General features: G+C 69.5%; 27 protein-coding genes and 1 pseudogene. 6 read left to right on the top strand and 22 right to left on the bottom strand.

Annotated elements, in window-relative coordinates; translation table 11 throughout:
• Window positions 1-2: 2 nt before the first annotated feature.
• From rplN to ACLIN4_RS21065, 15 genes and pseudogenes are all read right to left on the bottom strand, one after another.
• Complete coding sequence (gene rplN / locus ACLIN4_RS21135) at window positions 3-371, bottom strand: 50S ribosomal protein L14 (protein ID WP_003974257.1); 369 nt, start codon at window positions 369-371, stop codon at window positions 3-5.
• 98 nt (window positions 372-469) lie between these two features.
• Window positions 470-757, bottom strand: coding sequence for a 30S ribosomal protein S17 (rpsQ, locus tag ACLIN4_RS21130; RefSeq protein ID WP_019329634.1), 288 nt, complete (start codon window positions 755-757; stop codon window positions 470-472).
• On the bottom strand, window positions 757-981 hold the full coding sequence (gene rpmC / locus ACLIN4_RS21125; protein ID WP_003974259.1) for a 50S ribosomal protein L29: 225 nt from the start codon (window positions 979-981) through the stop codon (window positions 757-759). Before rpmC ends, rpsQ begins: the two co-directional genes overlap by 1 nt.
• Entirely contained in the window at window positions 981-1,400 is a 420-nt protein-coding gene (gene rplP, locus ACLIN4_RS21120) for a 50S ribosomal protein L16 (protein WP_019329635.1), read from the bottom strand. Before rplP ends, rpmC begins: the two co-directional genes overlap by 1 nt.
• A 5-nt stretch (window positions 1,401-1,405) precedes the next feature.
• Window positions 1,406-2,236 (bottom strand): 30S ribosomal protein S3, encoded by an 831-nt coding sequence (gene rpsC / locus ACLIN4_RS21115; protein WP_019329636.1) that lies wholly within the window; start codon window positions 2,234-2,236, stop codon window positions 1,406-1,408.
• Window positions 2,236-2,583, bottom strand: coding sequence for a 50S ribosomal protein L22 (gene rplV, locus ACLIN4_RS21110; protein ID WP_019329637.1), 348 nt, complete (start codon window positions 2,581-2,583; stop codon window positions 2,236-2,238). The genes rpsC and rplV overlap by 1 nt, the downstream gene beginning before the upstream one ends.
• Before the next feature lie 44 nt (window positions 2,584-2,627).
• A complete protein-coding gene (gene rpsS / locus ACLIN4_RS21105; RefSeq protein WP_003974263.1) occupies window positions 2,628-2,909 on the bottom strand; it encodes a 30S ribosomal protein S19 in 282 nt (93 codons plus the stop codon).
• Between the two features lie 12 nt (window positions 2,910-2,921).
• Entirely contained in the window at window positions 2,922-3,758 is an 837-nt protein-coding gene (gene rplB, locus ACLIN4_RS21100; protein ID WP_019329639.1) for a 50S ribosomal protein L2, read from the bottom strand.
• Between the two features lie 40 nt (window positions 3,759-3,798).
• Complete coding sequence (gene rplW, locus ACLIN4_RS21095) at window positions 3,799-4,218, bottom strand: 50S ribosomal protein L23 (RefSeq protein ID WP_107477109.1); 420 nt, start codon at window positions 4,216-4,218, stop codon at window positions 3,799-3,801.
• Window positions 4,218-4,874 (bottom strand): 50S ribosomal protein L4, encoded by a 657-nt coding sequence (gene rplD / locus ACLIN4_RS21090; RefSeq protein ID WP_043381026.1) that lies wholly within the window; start codon window positions 4,872-4,874, stop codon window positions 4,218-4,220. Before rplD ends, rplW begins: the two co-directional genes overlap by 1 nt.
• Window positions 4,875-4,882: 8 nt before the next feature.
• Window positions 4,883-5,527: a 50S ribosomal protein L3 gene (rplC, locus tag ACLIN4_RS21085; protein WP_219184289.1), complete on the bottom strand. Its 645-nt coding sequence runs from the start codon at window positions 5,525-5,527 to the stop codon at window positions 4,883-4,885.
• 16 nt (window positions 5,528-5,543) lie between these two features.
• Window positions 5,544-5,852, bottom strand: coding sequence for a 30S ribosomal protein S10 (gene rpsJ / locus ACLIN4_RS21080; RefSeq protein ID WP_003948644.1), 309 nt, complete (start codon window positions 5,850-5,852; stop codon window positions 5,544-5,546).
• 419 nt (window positions 5,853-6,271) lie between these two features.
• On the bottom strand, window positions 6,272-6,595 hold the full coding sequence (locus ACLIN4_RS21075) for a hypothetical protein (RefSeq protein ID WP_289906591.1): 324 nt from the start codon (window positions 6,593-6,595) through the stop codon (window positions 6,272-6,274).
• A gap of 208 nt (window positions 6,596-6,803) precedes the next feature.
• Window positions 6,804-7,139, bottom strand: a complete 336-nt coding sequence (locus tag ACLIN4_RS21070) for a hypothetical protein (RefSeq protein ID WP_381911942.1) — start codon at window positions 7,137-7,139, stop codon at window positions 6,804-6,806.
• Between the two features lie 17 nt (window positions 7,140-7,156).
• Window positions 7,157-7,515: pseudogene (locus ACLIN4_RS21065) on the bottom strand (hypothetical protein).
• A gap of 508 nt (window positions 7,516-8,023) precedes the next feature.
• On the opposite strand from ACLIN4_RS21065, the gene ACLIN4_RS21060 reads away from it, so the two are divergent.
• Together ACLIN4_RS21060 and ACLIN4_RS21055 are read left to right on the top strand one after the other, a co-directional pair.
• On the top strand, window positions 8,024-8,383 hold the full coding sequence (locus ACLIN4_RS21060; RefSeq protein WP_100044805.1) for a MerR family transcriptional regulator: 360 nt from the start codon (window positions 8,024-8,026) through the stop codon (window positions 8,381-8,383).
• Between the two features lie 49 nt (window positions 8,384-8,432).
• A complete protein-coding gene (locus ACLIN4_RS21055; protein WP_107477103.1) occupies window positions 8,433-8,792 on the top strand; it encodes a hypothetical protein in 360 nt (119 codons plus the stop codon).
• Window positions 8,793-8,872: 80 nt separating this feature from the next.
• Here ACLIN4_RS21055 and ACLIN4_RS21050 read toward each other — a convergent pair whose 3' ends face one another.
• The 6 genes from ACLIN4_RS21050 to ACLIN4_RS21025 all read right to left on the bottom strand — a co-directional run bounded on the left by ACLIN4_RS21050 (window position 8,873) and on the right by ACLIN4_RS21025 (window position 14,049).
• Window positions 8,873-9,160 (bottom strand): CBS domain-containing protein, encoded by a 288-nt coding sequence (locus ACLIN4_RS21050; RefSeq protein ID WP_100044807.1) that lies wholly within the window; start codon window positions 9,158-9,160, stop codon window positions 8,873-8,875.
• An 83-nt stretch (window positions 9,161-9,243) separates the two neighbouring features.
• Window positions 9,244-10,734 carry a DEAD/DEAH box helicase gene (locus tag ACLIN4_RS21045; protein WP_290012751.1) on the bottom strand — a complete coding sequence of 497 codons (1,491 nt, stop codon included), beginning with the start codon at window positions 10,732-10,734 and terminating at the stop codon, window positions 9,244-9,246.
• Window positions 10,735-10,963: 229 nt separating this feature from the next.
• Window positions 10,964-11,167 carry a cold-shock protein gene (locus ACLIN4_RS21040; protein ID WP_100044809.1) on the bottom strand — a complete coding sequence of 68 codons (204 nt, stop codon included), beginning with the start codon at window positions 11,165-11,167 and terminating at the stop codon, window positions 10,964-10,966.
• A gap of 269 nt (window positions 11,168-11,436) precedes the next feature.
• A complete protein-coding gene (gene gdhA, locus ACLIN4_RS21035) occupies window positions 11,437-12,795 on the bottom strand; it encodes an NADP-specific glutamate dehydrogenase (protein WP_411576114.1) in 1,359 nt (452 codons plus the stop codon).
• 272 nt (window positions 12,796-13,067) lie between these two features.
• Window positions 13,068-13,277 (bottom strand): 4-oxalocrotonate tautomerase family protein, encoded by a 210-nt coding sequence (locus tag ACLIN4_RS21030; protein WP_100044811.1) that lies wholly within the window; start codon window positions 13,275-13,277, stop codon window positions 13,068-13,070.
• Window position 13,278: 1 nt separating this feature from the next.
• Window positions 13,279-14,049 carry an SDR family oxidoreductase gene (locus tag ACLIN4_RS21025; protein ID WP_107479375.1) on the bottom strand — a complete coding sequence of 257 codons (771 nt, stop codon included), beginning with the start codon at window positions 14,047-14,049 and terminating at the stop codon, window positions 13,279-13,281.
• A 77-nt stretch (window positions 14,050-14,126) separates the two neighbouring features.
• Here ACLIN4_RS21025 and ACLIN4_RS21020 point away from each other — a divergent pair, with 77 nt between their 5' ends.
• On the top strand, window positions 14,127-15,032 hold the full coding sequence (locus ACLIN4_RS21020) for a helix-turn-helix transcriptional regulator (protein ID WP_179342643.1): 906 nt from the start codon (window positions 14,127-14,129) through the stop codon (window positions 15,030-15,032).
• Here ACLIN4_RS21020 and ACLIN4_RS21015 read toward each other — a convergent pair.
• Window positions 14,980-15,195: a DUF397 domain-containing protein gene (locus ACLIN4_RS21015; protein WP_107479373.1), complete on the bottom strand. Its 216-nt coding sequence runs from the start codon at window positions 15,193-15,195 to the stop codon at window positions 14,980-14,982. The genes ACLIN4_RS21020 and ACLIN4_RS21015 overlap by 53 nt on opposite strands.
• Before the next feature lie 311 nt (window positions 15,196-15,506).
• On the opposite strand from ACLIN4_RS21015, the gene ACLIN4_RS21010 reads away from it, so the two are divergent.
• The 3 genes from ACLIN4_RS21010 (at window position 15,507) to ACLIN4_RS21000 (ending at window position 17,147) form a co-directional block, all read left to right on the top strand.
• Window positions 15,507-16,436, top strand: coding sequence for a helix-turn-helix domain-containing protein (locus tag ACLIN4_RS21010; protein WP_290012752.1), 930 nt, complete (start codon window positions 15,507-15,509; stop codon window positions 16,434-16,436).
• A gap of 109 nt (window positions 16,437-16,545) precedes the next feature.
• The gene (locus tag ACLIN4_RS21005; protein ID WP_107479379.1) at window positions 16,546-16,893 is read left to right on the top strand and encodes a hypothetical protein; all 348 of its coding nucleotides are present in this window, start codon (window positions 16,546-16,548) and stop codon (window positions 16,891-16,893) included.
• Complete coding sequence (locus ACLIN4_RS21000) at window positions 16,890-17,147, top strand: hypothetical protein (RefSeq protein WP_107479371.1); 258 nt, start codon at window positions 16,890-16,892, stop codon at window positions 17,145-17,147. Before ACLIN4_RS21005 ends, ACLIN4_RS21000 begins: the two co-directional genes overlap by 4 nt.
• The last annotated feature ends 13 nt before the right edge of the window (window positions 17,148-17,160 follow it).

The raw sequence follows: 17,160 nt of genomic DNA, 5'->3' as shown, positions 1-17,160 counted from the left end.
GCTCACAGCACCTCCGGCGCGAGGGAGATGATCTTCATGAACTTCTTCTCGCGCAGCTCACGGCCGACGGGGCCGAAGATACGGGTGCCGCGGGGGTCGCCGTCGTTCTTCAGAATGACGGCGGCGTTCTCGTCGAAGCGGATGTACGAGCCATCCGGACGGCGACGCTCCTTGACGGTGCGAACGATGACCGCCTTGACGACGTCACCCTTCTTCACGTTGCCACCGGGGATCGCGTCCTTGACGGTGGCGACGATGACGTCACCGATGCCCGCGTAGCGGCGACCGGAGCCACCGAGCACACGGATGGTGAGAATTTCCTTCGCACCCGTGTTGTCGGCGACGCGCAGTCGCGACTCCTGCTGGATCACGTCTATCTCCTGATTGTCTGCCGGTTCCCGGCAGGGGCCTCAGTACGAGGACCCCTGCCGAGCCTGGCGGAACTGACCTGCGGGGTTGGCCGCAGGAATTACTTGGCCTTCTCGAGGATCTCGACGACGCGCCAGCGCTTCGTCGCGGACAGCGGCCGGGTCTCCATGAGGAGGACGCGGTCGCCGACACCGGCGGCGTTCTGCTCGTCGTGGGCCTTGAGCTTCTCGGTACGGCGGATGACCTTGCCGTACAGCGCGTGCTTGACGCGGTCCTCGACGGCGACGACGACGGTCTTGTCCATCTTGTCGCTGACGACCAGACCCTCACGGGTCTTGCGGAAGCCGCGGGCGGCCTTCGTCTCTTCAGTCACGTTGCTCTCGCTCATCAGGCGCTCTCCACCGTCTCGATGCCCAGCTCGCGCTCACGCATCAGGGTGTAGATCCGCGCGATGTCCTTACGGACGGCCTTCAGCCGGCCGTGGTTCTCGAGCTGACCCGTGGCCGCCTGGAAGCGGAGGTTGAACAGCTCTTCCTTGGCCTCGCGGAGCTTCGCGAGAAGCTCCTCGTTGCCCAGCTCGCGCAGCTCGGACGCCTTGGTACCGGCCGACATCACGCTTCACCTGCCTCGCGCTTGACGATCCGGCACTTCATCGGCAGCTTGTGGGCCGCACGAGTCAGCGCCTCACGGGCGATCTTCTCGTTGGGGTAGGACAGCTCGAACATGACCCGACCCGGGTGCACGTTCGCGATCCACCACTCCGGAGAACCCTTACCGGAACCCATGCGGGTCTCGGCCGGCTTCTTCGTGAGCGGACGGTCCGGGTAGATGTTGATCCAGACCTTGCCACCACGCTTGATGTGGCGGGTCATCGCGATACGGGCCGCCTCGATCTGGCGGTTGGTCACGTACGCCGGCGTGAGGGCCTGGATGCCGTACTCGCCGAACGCAACCTGCGTACCGCCCTTGGCCAGACCACGGCGCTTCGGGTGGTGCTGCTTGCGGTGCTTGACCCTACGGGGGATCAGCATGACGGTCAGGCCTCCGTTCCGGTGCTCTCAGCCGGAGCGGCAGCGGCGGGCGCCTCGGCCTTGGGGGCCTCGGCGGCCGGAGCCGACTGCTGCTGCGGCTTGCGCCCGCGACGCTCGCCACCGCGGCCACCACGGGCCGGGCGGTCGTTGCCACCACGTGCCGGGCGGTTGCCCGCACGGGCGGCGGCGTTCTCGGCGCGGACCTCGGCGATGTTCTTGACGTCGCCCTTGTAGATCCAGACCTTCACACCGATGCGGCCGAAGGTCGTCTTGGCCTCGAAGAAGCCGTAGTCCACGTTCGCGCGGAGCGTGTGCAGGGGCACACGGCCCTCGCGGTAGAACTCCGAGCGGGACATCTCGGCGCCGCCGAGGCGGCCACCGCACTGGATCTTGATGCCCTTGGCGCCGGCCTTCATCGCCGACTGCATGCTCTTGCGCATGGCACGGCGGAAGGAGACGCGGGAGGAGAGCTGCTCGGCGACGGCCTGGGCAACCAGCTGAGCGTCGGTCTCGGGGTTCTTGACCTCGAGGATGTTCAGCTGGACCTGCTTGCCGGTGAGCTTCTCGAGGTCACCGCGGATGCGGTCGGCCTCGGCGCCGCGGCGGCCGATGACGATGCCCGGACGAGCGGTGTGGATGTCCACACGCACGCGGTCACGGGTGCGCTCGATCTCGACCTTGGAGATGCCGGCGCGCTCCATGCCGGACGTCATCATCCGACGGATGGCGACGTCTTCCTTGACGTAGTCCTTGTACAGCTTGTCGGCGTACCAACGCGACTTGAAGTCGGTCGTGACACCGAGCCGGAACCCGTGCGGGTTTACCTTCTGGCCCATTACCGGGTTCCTTCCTTGCTGCTGACGACCACGGTGATGTGGCTGGTCCGCTTGCGGATCCGGTAGGCGCGGCCCTGGGCGCGCGGACGGAACCGCTTCAGGGTCGGGCCCTCGTCGACGTAGGCCTCGGAGATGTAGAGGCTGTCGGCGTCGGTGTGGTCGTAGTTGTGCGCGGCGTTGGCAATGGCGCTGTCCAGCACCTTGCCCACCGGCACGCTCGCGGCCTGCGGGGCGAAACGCAGGACCGCCTGAGCCTCCGTGGCATCCATGCCACGGATGAGGTCCACCACGCGGCGGGCCTTCATGGGCGTGACGCGGATGTACCGCGCCTGGGCCCTGGCTTCCATGGTTGTCCCTTCAGTGTTTGTCATGGTCTTTCACACCCCGCTGACTAGCGGCGCTTCGACTTCCGGTCGTCCTTGACGTGACCCCGGAAGGTGCGCGTCGGCGAGAACTCGCCGAGCTTGTGGCCGACCATGGACTCGGTGACAAACACCGGGATGTGGGTCTTGCCGTTGTGCACCGCGATCGTGTGGCCGAGCATCGCCGGGACGATCATCGAGCGACGGGACCAGGTCTTGATGACGTTCTTGGTACCGGCTTCGTTCTGCGTGTCCACCTTCTTGATCAGGTGGTCGTCGACGAAGGGTCCCTTCTTCAAGCTACGAGGCATCTCAACCCGTCCTTAGCGCTTCTTGTTCGTCTTGCGGCGGCGGACGATGTACTTGTTCGACGCCTTCTTGGGCGAACGAGTACGGCCTTCCTTCTTGCCCCACGGGGACACGGGGTGACGACCACCGGAGGTCCGGCCCTCACCACCACCGTGCGGGTGGTCCACCGGGTTCATGACCACACCACGGACGGTCGGGCGAACGCCCAGCCACCGCTTGCGACCCGCCTTGCCCCAGTTGATGTTGCTCTGCTCGGCGTTGCCGACCTCGCCGACGGTGGCGCGGCAGCGCACGTCGACCAGGCGGATCTCTCCGGACGGCATGCGCAGGTGGGCCATCTGGCCCTCCTTCGCGAGCAGCTGCACGGAGGCACCGGCGGAGCGGGCGAACTTGGCACCGCCACCGGGACGGAGCTCGATCGCGTGGATCGTGGTACCGACCGGGATGTTGCGGAGGGCCAGGTTGTTGCCCGGCTTGATGTCGGCCCCGGGACCGTTCTCGACGCGGTCACCCTGCTGCAGGTTGCGCGGGGCGAGGATGTAGCGCTTCTCGCCGTCGGCGTAGTGCAGCAGCGCGATGCGCGCGGTGCGGTTGGGGTCGTACTCGATGTGCGCGACCTTCGCCGGCACGCCGTCCTTGTCGTGACGACGGAAGTCGATCACGCGGTAGGCGCGCTTGTGTCCGCCACCCTGGTGGCGAACGGTCACACGACCGGCGTTGTTACGGCCGCCCTTGCTGTGCAGCGGGCGGACCAGCGACTTCTCCGGCGTGGACCGCGTGACCTCGACGAAGTCGGCGACGGAGGAGCCACGGCGGCCCGGCGTCGTCGGCTTGTACTTGCGGATTCCCATTTCTCAGTCCTCGTCCGATTCCGGACGATCCGGACCTCCGTCAGGAGGTCGGACCGCCGAAGATGTCGATACGGTCGCCCTCGGCAAGGGTCACGATCGCGCGCTTGCTGTCGGCACGCTTGCCGAAGCCCGTGCGGGTCCGCTTGCGCTTGCCCTGGCGGTTGATCGTGTTGACCCCGGTGACCTTGACCGAGAAGACCGCCTGGACGGCCTCCTTGATCTCGGTCTTGTTGGAGCCCGGCGCGACGATGAACGTGTACTTGTTCTCGTCGAGGAGCGCGTAGCTCTTCTCGGACACGACCGGCTTCAGCAGGACGTCACGGGGGTCCGTGAACGACTTGCTCGCCGGGGTGACGACGGTGTTCTTGCCTTCGGCGGCGTGCCGACGCGCCTTCTTGACGCGCGCTTCCTTGGCCTTCTTCGCGGCCTTGGAGGCGATGGCGGGGTGACGGATGGCCATCAGGCCTCGCTCCCTTCGGTGTCATTGGCCTTCGGGCCGGACACGAAGGACTCGAAGGCGGCCTGGGTGAAGACCACGTCGTCCGAGACGAGAACGTCGTACGTGTTCAGCTGGCCCGGCTCCAGGATGTGGATCTGGGGCAGGTTGCGGGCGGACAGCCACGCGGCCTCGTCGGCGCGGTCGACGACCAGGAGCAGGTTCTTGCGCTCCGAGATCTTGCCGAACAGCGTCCGGGCGGCCTTCGTCGACGGGCTGTCGCCCTCGACGACGCCGGAGACGACGTGGATGCGGTTGTGGCGGGCCCGGTCGGTGAGGGCGTGGCGCAGGGCCGCGGCCTTCATCTTCTTCGGGGTGCGCTGCGAGTAGTCGCGCGGCACGGGACCGTGCACGACGCCACCACCGGCGAACTGCGGCGCGCGGGTCGAGCCCTGACGGGCGCGGCCGGTGCCCTTCTGGCGGTACGGCTTCTTGCCACCGCCGCGGACTTCGCCACGGGTCTTGGTCTTGTGCGTGCCCTGACGGGCAGCGGCCAGCTGCGCGACGACGACCTGGTGGATCAGCGGGATGCTGACCTTCTCAACGTCGAAGATCTCCGCGGGGAGCTCGACGGTGCCGGCCTTGTCGCCCGCCGGCGAAAGGATGTCAACAGTGCTCATCGGTTACCTCAGGCCCCCTTGGCCGCGGTGCGGACCAGGACGAGGCCGCCGTTCGGACCGGGAACCGCGCCCTTGATGAGCAGCAGACCCTTCTCCGCGTCAACGGCGTGGACGGTCAGGTTCTGGGTGGTGACCCGCTCGTTGCCCATACGGCCGGCCATGCGGAGGCCCTTGAACACGCGGCCCGGGGTGGCGCAGCCACCGATGGAACCGGGCGAGCGGTGCTTGCGCTGGGTGCCGTGTCCGGCGCCGAGGCCCTTGAAGTTGTGACGCTTCATGACACCGGCGAAGCCCTTGCCCTTGCTCTTGCCGGTCACGTCCACCTTGATGCCGGCCTCGAAGACCTCGGCGGTGACTTCCTGGCCGAGCGTGTACTCGGAGGCGTCGGCCGTGCGGATCTCGACGAGGTGGCGGCGGGGGGTGACGTCGGCCTTGGCGAAGTGGCCCTTGAGGGGCTTGTTCACCTTGCGCGGGTCGATCTCGCCGAACGCGATCTGGACGGACTCGTAGCCGTCGACGTCGTTCGTGCGGACCTGGGTGACGACGTTGGGGCCGGCCTTGACGACGGTGACCGGAACAACACGGTTGTTCTCGTCCCACACCTGCGTCATGCCGAGCTTCTCGCCCAGGATGCCCTTGATCTGCTTGTTCATCTTCAGATCACCGGCCTCAGAGCTTGATCTCGATGTCGACACCGGCCGGGAGGTCGAGTCGCATCAGAGAGTCAACGGTCTTGGGGGTCGGGTCGAGGATGTCGATCAGGCGCTTGTGCGTGCGCATCTCGAAGTGCTCGCGCGAGTCCTTGTACTTGTGCGGCGACTTGATGACGCAGTACACGTTCTTCTCAGTGGGCAGCGGCACCGGGCCCGCGACCGACGCACCAGTACGCGTCACCGTCTCGACGATCTTCTTCGCCGAGCTGTCGATGACCTCGTGGTCGTAGGCCTTGAGCCGGATGCGGATCTTCTGTCCCGCCATGGCTACTTCGTAGTCCTGTCTCTCGTAACGCTCTGGTACCCGGCGGTTCCTTGCAGTCCCGCTCCCCCTCCGACCCACGCGGTCGGGCGTGTCGCACTCTCGCTGACACAGATGTCCCTTGTTCGAACATCCCTGCTCTGGGAGGTGCGGGCCCTTCCGGTACCGCGGACCGGGGGCGAGAGGCCCACCGGGCGCCTGGCCGGTACCCCGCTGACACTTCCCGGAAGATTCCCGTACGTCCGCCCCTGATCAGGGACGACGAGTACTGTGGGACTCGCTTCCGGTCCTCCCGGCGGGAGGCGCGCAGCATCGGCACTCGACCGAGCAACCCCGCTAGTCTGCCATACGGGGCGTGTCGCTGGCCAATCGAAGCGGATGACTGTACCCCACGTGATCACGGGGTACACCTCGCGGCGTCTTCAGCTCGCCTGCTTCAGGAATCGCTCGAACTCGGCCAGCGCATGCTCCAGGTCCTCGCGGCCCGCGTCGTCCGCCGGAAGCAGAGGCAGATGCTCCCCGGCGAACCGCTTCGCGGCCGCGTGGACGGCGGCGGCGACCGCCTCGGCGGGCGAGCGGTCCACGAGCACCCCCTGGTACGACGTCTCGACCGAGCCGTCACCCGTCCGTGTGAAGGCGAGCGAGAACGAGGAATCGACCGCGGCCGAGCTGTACGAGCGCTCCTTGCCGGAGAGGAATCGACGCAGGCCGTCGAGGAGCAGCGTCACGGACAGGTAGGTCATCATCGCCCCGTCCGGGCCACGGTCGCGCGGGCTGACCGCTCCCCGCACCGCCCGACGACGCGGGGAGTCGCTTGCTCCAAGGAGCAGGTGAGCGCCAGTCCGATCGCGGCCGTGCCGAGGTGCTGCGCGCGGCGTTGGTATGCGGCATCCCACTCTTCGGGATCGTCCAGGGCCGGCAGACCTTCGCCGGTCTGCCGGTTCCAGTCGGGCATCAATTTTCCGCCGACGTCCAGAACGGCGAGTCCTTCGCGGGGGCCGGGTGGACCGGCAGCCGGGAGAAGTCGATGTGCGCATCGGCGTCCGGGTCGCCGGTCGGGAGACGGTCGTGCTCGTCCGGGCCGTAGTAGGCGGGCAGGGCCCAGAATTCCGGGTGCTCGTGGCACATGAGGTCCGGGTACGGGCCGATCTCCAGGTTTGCGTACTGTCTGTTGATCCTCGCGACAGCCTCCGGGCGGGAAGTGCCGCAGCGTTCGACGAGTACGTCCGCCATCTCCCGGAAGTACTCCAACATGCCCTCGTCCAGGTCGAGTACGAACTCCTCGGTCACGGGCTTCGCCTCTCTCCTCAGCCCACGAACCGGAACGTCGACGTGATCGCGTCGAAGATGTCGAAGAAGGAGACGGCGAGGTCGAGGACCTGGCTGCTGCCCGCGACCAGGGCGACCTCGCCCTCCTGGCCGGGGACGGGGATGTACGTCTGCATCAGGACGGCGCGGACCGTGCGGTCGAGGGCGTCGCCGGGGACCGGGATGCCCTCGACGCCCTGGGTGCGGGCGGCCGGGCCCACGCCGGCGATGTCGACCGTCGTCACCTTGCGCCAGGAGTCGCCGGGCTTCTTCGTACGTCGAACTCCCACCAGGTCTCCGGGACCTTGATCCGGAATCCACCGCGCTCGACGGTCAGTGCCTCCGTGTAACGGGCCATGTCGTGCCCGGCCTCCCCGTTCGGTGCTCGATCAGCTGCTGCGCCATCGTCCCACTGGTCGAATAGTCCGGCACAGGGCCCTGCCCTGCCCCGCCCGGACAGGCTCCAGGGCAGATAATCGTTCACTCGTTTGGTCGGAAATCTGTTGTGGCTGATGTAGACATTCGGCAGTCGTCGGGGTTACCGTTGGGGTGTAGACGAGAAGTCCGTGAGGCGCGGCAGAGACGAACTGCCCGCATGCAGCACCGACAGGTACAACTACGAGAGAAGAAGGAGGAGGACGCCATCAGGATCGCCCGGTCGAGAACACTCTCACCGGGTACCGCAGGCCCCGGAACGGAAGGTGGTCCCACGGTCACGCATCCGCGATCCCTCAGAAGGCCGGCCGTGCAGTAGGCCGGCGGATGGTGTTACAAATCCTCGGGGCCTTGGTGCCGTACGGCACCAAGGCCCCTCGACGCATTTCCCGACTCGGTTCCCCCGACGCAGTTCCCCGACAGAGGTGCAGATGACCGCAGACACACCGCTCGACCGCATCGACGACGACGACTACCCCGCGTACACCATGGGGCGGGCGGCCGAGATGCTGGGGACGACCCCTGCCTTTCTGCGGGCCCTCGGCGAGGCCCGGCTGATCACGCCGCTGCGCTCCGAGGGCGGGCACCGCCGCTACTCCCGCTACCAGCTCCGCATCGCCGCGCGCGCCCGGGAGATGGTCGACCAGGGAACCGCGATCGAGGCGGCTTGCCGCATCATCATCCTGGAGGACCAGCTCGAAGAGGCCCGGCGCATCAACGACGAGCTGCGACGCGGCCAGGCCGGGGCCGCCTCCGGCGGCAGGACGGGGAGTGCCCGTACCGCCGAGTAGCCCCCGCCGCCTCCCGGCCGGCTCACTCGGACCGGTACATTGCGGTCTCATGCCGAAGCCTGACGAGCTGATCGTTGACATCGCCGCCCTTGTGGAGTCCGGGCGGAGCAGTCGGATGTCCCTGACCGTGGTCACCGACGGTGCCGTGATCACCGGTCGCCTGGCCCCCGAAGCAGTGTGGCGGCAGCGGGTGTCCGAAGTACTGACGGGCTCCACGGACCTGGCCGAGTTCTCCGCCGTCTTCGACGCCCCCGCGCGCGAGGACGGGCCACCCACCCACCTGCACTTCCACGTCGCCCGGATCCTCCAGGGGACGATGGGCATCCCCGAGACCGGCGGCATGTACCGCGTGGCGATCGAGGACGTCAGTGCCTGGACCGTGGGGGATTTCAGCTACTCCGACCAGTGACCGCGTCCGCGCCGGATCATGGCGCGGCAAAGGGTGAGGGCCCACCGGCAGACCGGTGGGCCCTCACTGCTTTCCGCCGCTCAGAGGGACGCGCAGGACCCGGCGATGTCGCGCAGGCGGACCCGGTCCGTGTACCCGGAGCCGTCGCGCACGGCGGTGAGCCGGTCCCGGGTGACCAGGCCGGTGCGTCGGCCGTCCTCGTCACGGATGACGAGGTGAGCCGTGCGGGCGGCGGTCATGACGGCCAGTGCCACCTCGACCGTCATGTCGTCCCAGACCTGGGGCCCGGTCGTGTCCACGGCGTCGGTGACCGTCCTGGGCGCGGTGCGGGCGCGTGTGGAGCCGGGGTGCGTCTGGAGCAACGTCAAGAAGTGCCTCCTGCGGAGTTGGGTCGGCGTTCCGGTCGGGGCCGTGCAGGGCCCCGGGGCCCTGCCGGGCCTCGGGGCGGTTCTCAGGCCGCGGCGTCGGTGGCGGAGCGCCGTGCGGGCGCTCGCCGGGCCGCCGCGGCGGGACCGCGCCGGCCGCGGGAGGCGGGGCGCCGCTTGGGGCGCTCCACGACCGGTGCGGTGATGACGACCGGGACGCCGGAGGGGGCCTGGGCGCCGGTGATTCGGTGCAGGGCCTCCGCGCCGGCGCGGACCTGGGTGGTCTGCGGGACGATCCCGGCCGTCGCCATGAGGCGCGTCATGGCGCGGCGCTGGTTCGGGGTGACCAGGGTGACCACGCTGCCCGACTCTCCGGCGCGGGCCGTGCGGCCACCGCGGTGGAGGTAGTCCTTGTGGTCGGTCGGGGGGTCGACGTTGACGACGAGGTCCAGGCTGTCGACGTGGATGCCGCGGGCGGCGACGTTGGTCGCGACCAGCACGGTGACGTGCCCGGTCTTGAACTGCGTCAGCGTACGGGTGCGCTGCGGCTGCGACTTGCCGCCGTGCAGCGCGGCGGCCCGTACCCCGCTGCTGAGCAGGTGCTCGGTGAGGCGGTCGACCGCGTGCTTGGTGTCCAGGAACATGAGCACCCGGCCGTCGCGGGCGGCGATCTCGGTGGTGGCCGCGTGCTTGTCGGCGCCGTGGACGTGCAGCACGTGGTGCTCCATCGTCGTGACGGCGCCCGCCGAGGGGTCGACGGAGTGCACGACGGGGTCGCTCAGGTAGCGGCGCACGAGCAGGTCGACGTTGCGGTCGAGGGTGGCGGAGAACAGCATCCGCTGGCCGTCGCCGCGCACCTGGTCGAGCAGTGCGGTGACCTGCGGCATGAAGCCCATGTCGGCCATCTGGTCGGCCTCGTCGAGGACGGTGATCCTGACCTGGTCCAGCCGGCAGTCGCCGCGCTCGATGAGGTCCTTGAGGCGTCCGGGGGTGGCGACGACGATCTCGGCGCCGCCGCGCAGCGCCGACGCCTGCCTGCCGATGGGCATCCCGCCGACCACCGTGGCCAGCCGCAGCCTCACGGAGCGGGCGTACGGGGTGAGGGCGTCGGTGACCTGCTGCGCCAGCTCGCGCGTCGGTACGAGGACCAGCCCCAGCGGCTGCCGGGGCTCGGCCCGCCGCCCGGCCGTGCGGGCCAGCAGGGCCAGCCCGAAGGCGAGGGTCTTGCCGGAACCGGTGCGGCCCCGGCCGAGGACGTCGCGGCCGGCCAGGGAGTTCGGCAGGGTCGCGGCCTGGATCGGGAACGGGACGGTCACGCCCTGCACGCCGAGTGCGGCCAGCAGCTCCGCGGGCATGTCCAGTTCGGCGAAGTCCGCCGCGGCGGGCAGCGCCGGGGTGATGGTCTCGGGGAGGGCGAACTCGCCCTGGGGCGCGGGCCGGCGGCCCCGGCCTCGATCGCGGCTCGGCCCGGCGGAACGGCTCGGGGTCGGAGATCCGAATCGCCTGCCGTTCCGGCCCGGGACGGCGGCGCCGTTCCGGGTGCGGGCGGAACGGTCGTTCGTGCGTGTGCGGTTCATGCTGAACCTTCCTCGATACGGCACGTATCAAGGAATTCCCGCAGCAGAAGCGCACGGAGAATCGCAAGAACGAGCCGAATGGAACGGGAATCCCTCTTAGTGAGTCCGTGGATTCCGCGTAGTCGCTCCGCAGCGGTATTCACCGCGAAACATGAATGCAGCTGGGGCCCGCACCCCGAGGGATGCGGGCCCCAGCTACGAAGTGCGCGCCCGGAGGCGCGCCGAAAAATCAGGCGATGACGATGTTCTCGGCCGTCGGGCCCTTCTGGCCCTGCGCGATGTCAAAGCTCACCTTCTGGCCTTCGAGCAGCTCGCGGAAGCCCTGGGCGGCGATGTTCGAGTAGTGGGCGAACACATCGGCGCCGCCACCGTCCTGCTCGATGAAGCCGAAACCCTTTTCCGCGTTGAACCACTTCACGGTGCCAGTAGCCATGTCTTGCTCTCCTTCGGGGCAGTGCATCGGCGTCCGCACTTTACGGACGCCGTGTCGCCGCGATGATCACCCCGACCGGAAAAGAAGACCGGTGTCAAAAAACTTCGGGAACCACAACTGCAACTGATAACGACAGTAGCACGTTGTGGCGGCCCGTGCATGCTCCGCAATTTCACTCCGGTGCGGGCGACAGGGAAACTGTGCGCCCGTTCCGTAAAATCCTCACCCCGCGGGTACAGATTTACGGGTGCCGGAATTCGACGAATTCGTCAGATGACACCCTGCGCCAGCATCGCGTCCGCCACGCGCTCGAAGCCCGCGATGTTCGCGCCGGTGACGTAGTCGCCGGGGGCGTCGTAGCGCTCGGCGGTCTCGTGGCAGGTGGTGTGGATGTCGTTCATGATGCGGGTCAGCTCCTCCTCGACGCGCGCCGCCGTCCAGGACGTACGGGCGTGGTTCTGCGCCATCTCCAGGGCGCTGACCGCGACGCCGCCCGCGTTGGCGGCCTTGCCGGGGCCGAAGGCGACGCCGGCCTTCTGGAGGAGGTGGACGGCCTCGGGGGTGGCCGGCATGTTGGCGCCCTCGGAGACCGCCTTGACGCCGTTGCGGATCAGGGTCGCGGCGTCGTTCTCGTCGAGTTCGTTCTGCGTGGCCGACGGGAGGGCGATGTCCGCCGGGACGTCCCAGACGCTGCCGCCCGGCACGAAGCGTGCGGAGGAGCCGCGGCGCTCGGCGTACGCGTCGACCCGGCCGCGCTCGACCTCCTTGATCTGCTTGAGCAGGTCGAGGTCGATGCCCTTCTCGTCGACGACGTAGCCGGAGGAGTCCGAGCAGGTGACGGCGTTCGCGCCGAGGGCGGCCAGCTTCTCGATCGTGTAGATCGCGACGTTGCCCGAGCCGGACACGACCGCCGTCTGGCCCTCCAGGTCCTCACCGCGCTCGCGCAGCATCGCCGCCGCGAAGAGCACGTTGCCGTAGCCCGTCGCCTCCGGACGGATCAGCGAGCCGCCCCAGCCCTGGCCCTTGCCGGTGAGGACGCCGGCCTCCCAGCGGTTGGTGATGCGGCGGTACTGGCCGAAGAGGTAGCCGATCTCCCGGCCGCCGACGCCGATGTCACCGGCCGGGACGTCGGTGTGCTCACCGATGTGCCGGTACAGCTCCGTCATGAACGACTGGCAGAACCGCATGACCTCCGCGTCGCTGCGCCCGTGCGGGTCGAAGTCGCTGCCGCCCTTGCCGCCGCCGATGCCGAGGCCGGTCAGGGCGTTCTTGAAGATCTGCTCGAAGCCCAGGAACTTGATGACGCCCAGGTTCACGGACGGGTGGAAGCGCAGACCGCCCTTGTACGGGCCCAGGGCGCTGTTGAACTCCACGCGGAAGCCCCGGTTGACGTGGACGCGGCCCTGGTCGTCCTGCCACGGCACCCGGAACATGACCTGGCGCTCCGGCTCGACCAGCCGTTCGATGAGGCCGGGTTCGGCGTACTCGGGACGGGCCGCGACGACCGGCGCGAGCGTTTCCAGGACCTCGTGGGCGGCCTGGTGGAACTCGGGCTGGGCCGGGTTGCGGTGTTCGATCTCCTTGAGGAGCTGGTCGAGCCTGGTCTGCGTCTCGCGTCGGGTCGTCACAAGGGTCCTTTCTGGCACGGCTGACACCGGAGACCGGGGGCCTGGCACGGGGGCCAGGAGCCGGGGGCCGGGGAAGGCCACGGTCCGGTCGGTCCGGTGATGGGCGCTCGGCGCCGTTGCCGCGCGCGGGACACTTCAGTGTTACGCCCATGTAAACGTCCTGGCCAGCACTCGGTGTCCCGCGCGACCACTATGTGAGACCGCGCTTCCGTGTATCGGGGGTTTTCATGACGTATGCGACGAAGGTCACCTGGGCTGCTCGGGCCGCTCCGTCACGCGTCGCCGTTCAGCATCGCAGCCGTGAGGACGTTCCCCGCGACGCCCCACCCGCCGTCGGCGACCTCGTCGACCAGCACGACGGTGGTGGGGCGGGCGCGCTCGCCGTAGATCTCCGCGTAGAGGTCGGTGGTGCGTTCGACGATCTTCCGCTTGTCCTCCGGGGTGAGGGTGCCCTCGGGGACCTTGAAGTGGGCGAAGGGCATCTCAGATCATCCCCCCGTTGGCGCGCAGGACCTGGCCGTTCACCCAGTGACCTGCGGGGCTGGAAAGGAAGGCGACGACCTCGGCGATGTCCTCCGGGGTGCCCAGCCGCTCCAGGGGCGGCGTCTTCGCCAGCTGGTCGATCTGTTCTTCGGTCTTGCCGCTGAGGAACAGGTCCGTGGCCGTGGGACCGGGGGCGACCGCGTTCACGGTGATGTCCCGTCCGCGCAGTTCACGGGCGAGGATCAGGGTCATCGCCTCCACCGCGCCCTTGCTCGCCGCGTACGCCCCGTAGGTGGGGAACTGCGTCCCGACGACGGAGGTCGAGAAGCCCACGAAGGAGCCGCCGGTGCGCAGACGCCGGGCCGCCTCCCGGGCGACCACGAAGGTCCCCCGGATGTTGGTGCGGTGCATGGCGTCCAGGGCGTCCAGGTCCAGGTCGGCGATCGGGGACAGGGCCATGCGGCCGGCCGAGTTCACGACGACGTCGACGCCGCCGTACTCCGCCTCCGCCCGGTCGAACAGGGCGGCGACCTCCTTCTCCTCCGCCACGTCCGCCGGTACGGCGATCGCCCGCCCGCCGGCCCCGGTGATCGCCGCCACCGTCTCCTCGGCGGACGTCGTGTCCCGGGCGTAGTTCACGACGACGGCCAGGCCGTCCCGGGCGAGCTTCTCTGAGACGGCGCGGCCGATGCCGCGTGATCCGCCGGTGACGACGGCGACGCGCGTGTCCGCCGGTGCGGGTGTGTCGGGTGTGTTCTGGTGCGTGGTCATGCGTCCACGATGCGCCCGGCCGCCCTGCGCAACCAGGGGATGCCATCCCCTGGGTCACGGCCCCCGCCCGGCACACAATGGACGGCATGAGCGCTGTGAAGTACGCCGAGCTGGGAGCGTTCCTGCGGTCGCGGCGGGAGCGCATCCGCCCGGCCGACGTCGGGCTCCCGGCCGGGCCGCGCCGCCGGGTCCCGGGGCTGCGCCGCGAGGAGGTCGCCCAGCTCGCGGGCGCGTCGGTGGACTACTACAACGAACTGGAGCGCGGGGCCGGATCGCAGCCGTCCGAGCAGATGATCGCCGCGCTGGCGAGGGCGCTGCGGCTCTCCGCCGACGAGCGGGACTACCTGTACCGGCTGGCGGACCGGCCGGTGCCCGTGCAGGGCGGGGCCGCCTCGCACGTGCACCCGGGCATGCTCGACCTGCTCGGGCGGATGCCCTCGACCCCGGCGCAGGTGATCACCGACCTGCACATCACCCTCGTACAGAATCCGCTGGCCGTGGCGCTGGTCGGGGACCAGTCCGGGTTCCGGGGGCCCCGGGCCAGCTTCGTCCACCGGTGGTTCACCGAGCCCGACACGCGGCTCCTGTATCCGGAGGCCGACCACGAGAGCCAGTCCCGCGCCCTCGTCGCCGACCTGCGGGCCGCGGCGGCGCGGAGGGACGCGAAGGACGCCGAGGTCGGCTCGATGATCCGTACGCTGCTCGCCGTCTCCCCCGAGTTCGCCGCGCTGTGGGCCGACCACGACGTGGCCTTCCGGCGGGACGACCGCAAGCGGATCGTCCATCCCACGATCGGCGTCATCGAGGTCAACTGCCTCAACCTCTTCAGCGAGGACGGGCGGCAGCGGCTGCTCTGGTTCACACCGGCCGTGGGGACGGAGAGCGCGGGGTTGCTGGAGCTGCTGGGGGTGGTGGGGACGCAGGAGGTGGTCAGCGCCGCTCCGACGCGTACGGGAGGAAGGTCGTCCAGGCGGTCGGGGTGAGGGCCAGGCGGGGGCCGCCCTCTACGTGCTTGGAGTCGCGGACGTGGATGGTGCCGGGGGTCGTCGCGATCTCGACGCAGGAGTTCCCGTCCGTACCGCTGCTGTAGCTGCTCTTGAACCACACCAGTTCAGAGGCGTCCCTGGTGGAGGCCTTGCGGGTCATGTTTCTCCCAGCACTCGTTCACGGTGTGGGCGGAACTGCGGTGCGGGTCACCGGAACCCAGCTTCTGAGGTTTCGGTGCCGTCGGCGCCCTACCGAGGAAAGAACCGGGGGAGAAAGAACCCCACCAAGCCCCACCCCTCCGCCCGAGGCGCGCGATCACTCACGCGGGTGAACATCGCCGCCTCGACTGGATTTCCGAGCCCTCGACTCCCCTACGCTCAGCGCACACAACCGAAGAAAGACATCGGCCCCCGCCGGGACGGCAATCCCAGTGCGAGGGCCTGACCACCAAGGAAGAAGAGACCTTCCCGATGGGTACCCAAAACCCTAGCGCGCCCCCGCGCGCCCAGTCAGCCTCTGCCGCCAACCCGACCCGTACGCGTCACCACGGCGGCGGCATCGTCCACGAGAACACCCGCCACACCGCCCGCTTCGTGGTGATCGGCAACCACCTGGTCCAGCACAAGGAGCTGTCGCTCCTGGCGATCGGCCTCGCCTGCCACATCCAGTCGCTGCCCACGGGCGCGGGCGCCGACATCAAGTCACTCACCGCCCGCTTCCCCGAGGGCCCGACCCGCATCGCCGCCGCCCTGCGCGAGCTGGAGACGCACGGCTACCTGCGCCGCGAACGCGTCCGCACGCCCACCGGCCGCATCGTCACCCGCACGGTCTCCTGCAACCAGCCGGGCAACCGGCCGGGCCACCGGCCGAAGGCGCCCCACCGTGAGGCGGCCGACACCGGATGCCCCGACCGCCGGCCCGCACGACCGGCGACGACGGACCGGCCCTCCAGGCCCCGCGAGCCGCGCCCGCGCAAGGCGCTCCCCGCCGTGCCGCAGCCCGACTGCAAGGTCCCCGGCCTCCTCCGGACGGCCGTCGACCTCCTGACCGACCTGCGCCGACACGACTCCCGGCTGCTGCTCTCCACCGCCGACACCCCCCACCTGGCCCCCGGCGTCGCCGCCTGGCTGGAACGGGACGTCCTCCCCAGCGCCGTACGCCGCGCCCTCACCGCCGGCCTGCCGGACGAACCCCTGCACCGCCCGGCCGCCCTCCTGGCCCACCGCCTCGCCGACCGGCTCCCGCCCCCGGCACCGTTCCGTGCCCCGGCGCCGCCGCCACCGGCCAGACTCCCGCTCCACAACTGCGACGGCTGCGACCGCGGCTTCCGCGCCCCGGAGCCGGGCCTGTGCCGCGACTGCCGTACGACGGCGGCCCCGGGCGGGGGCGTCCCCGCCTGATGTCCCTCTCATCCTCGCTGACCAGGAGAAACACCTCACGATGTTCGCGTCTCAGTACCCCAATCGCCCCGGACGGCTACCCTGGCCAGTGCACTCCCGGGAGGTCTCCATGAGCACGCAGGCCGATCACGGGCACGGGTTGGTCCCCCGCCCCGAGCAGACGCCGGACGCTTTGCGGGCCGCGCTTGCCGCCGTCGATCCGAAGCGCCTTCCGGAGATGCAGCGGACCAAGGACGAAGCCTTCGCCAAGGCCGTGGAGTGGCAGTCGCTCAGCCCCGTGCGGAGCTGGGTGCTGACCTGGGCCCGCGACATCGAGATCGCGCGACGGCCCGACCTCGCTGCCCGACACACCCATGCCAAGAACAACCTGGAACACGAGGACGCGGACGTTGCCCGGGAGGCGCTGCGAGAGCTGAGTGCCGTACTGGACGAAGCGATGAAGGCTGTTCACGCTTGAGCTGGGCCTGGGAGTACGCCTTCGGCGCGGAGGAAGCCGCCCGTACAGCGCCGACCGCCTTCCTCACCGAGGTGGAACGCAAGGCCGCCGAGCTGGTCAGAGCGGCAGAAGCGCAGTATCTGCACGGTCGCTCGCACACAGGGGGCGACCCAAAGGGCGGGGACATCACGGTTCCCGGCGGCATGTTCACCTATCAGATCGTCGTGCGGGCCGAACGCGTCTACGTCGTGCAGATCACCCACCTGGGCTTCTAAAACCTCACGCGAG

The organism is Streptomyces mutabilis (genome assembly GCF_046628145.1).
Taxonomy (GTDB): domain Bacteria; phylum Actinomycetota; class Actinomycetes; order Streptomycetales; family Streptomycetaceae; genus Streptomyces; species Streptomyces mutabilis.
This window is presented reverse-complemented; position numbering and strand designations above follow the sequence as displayed.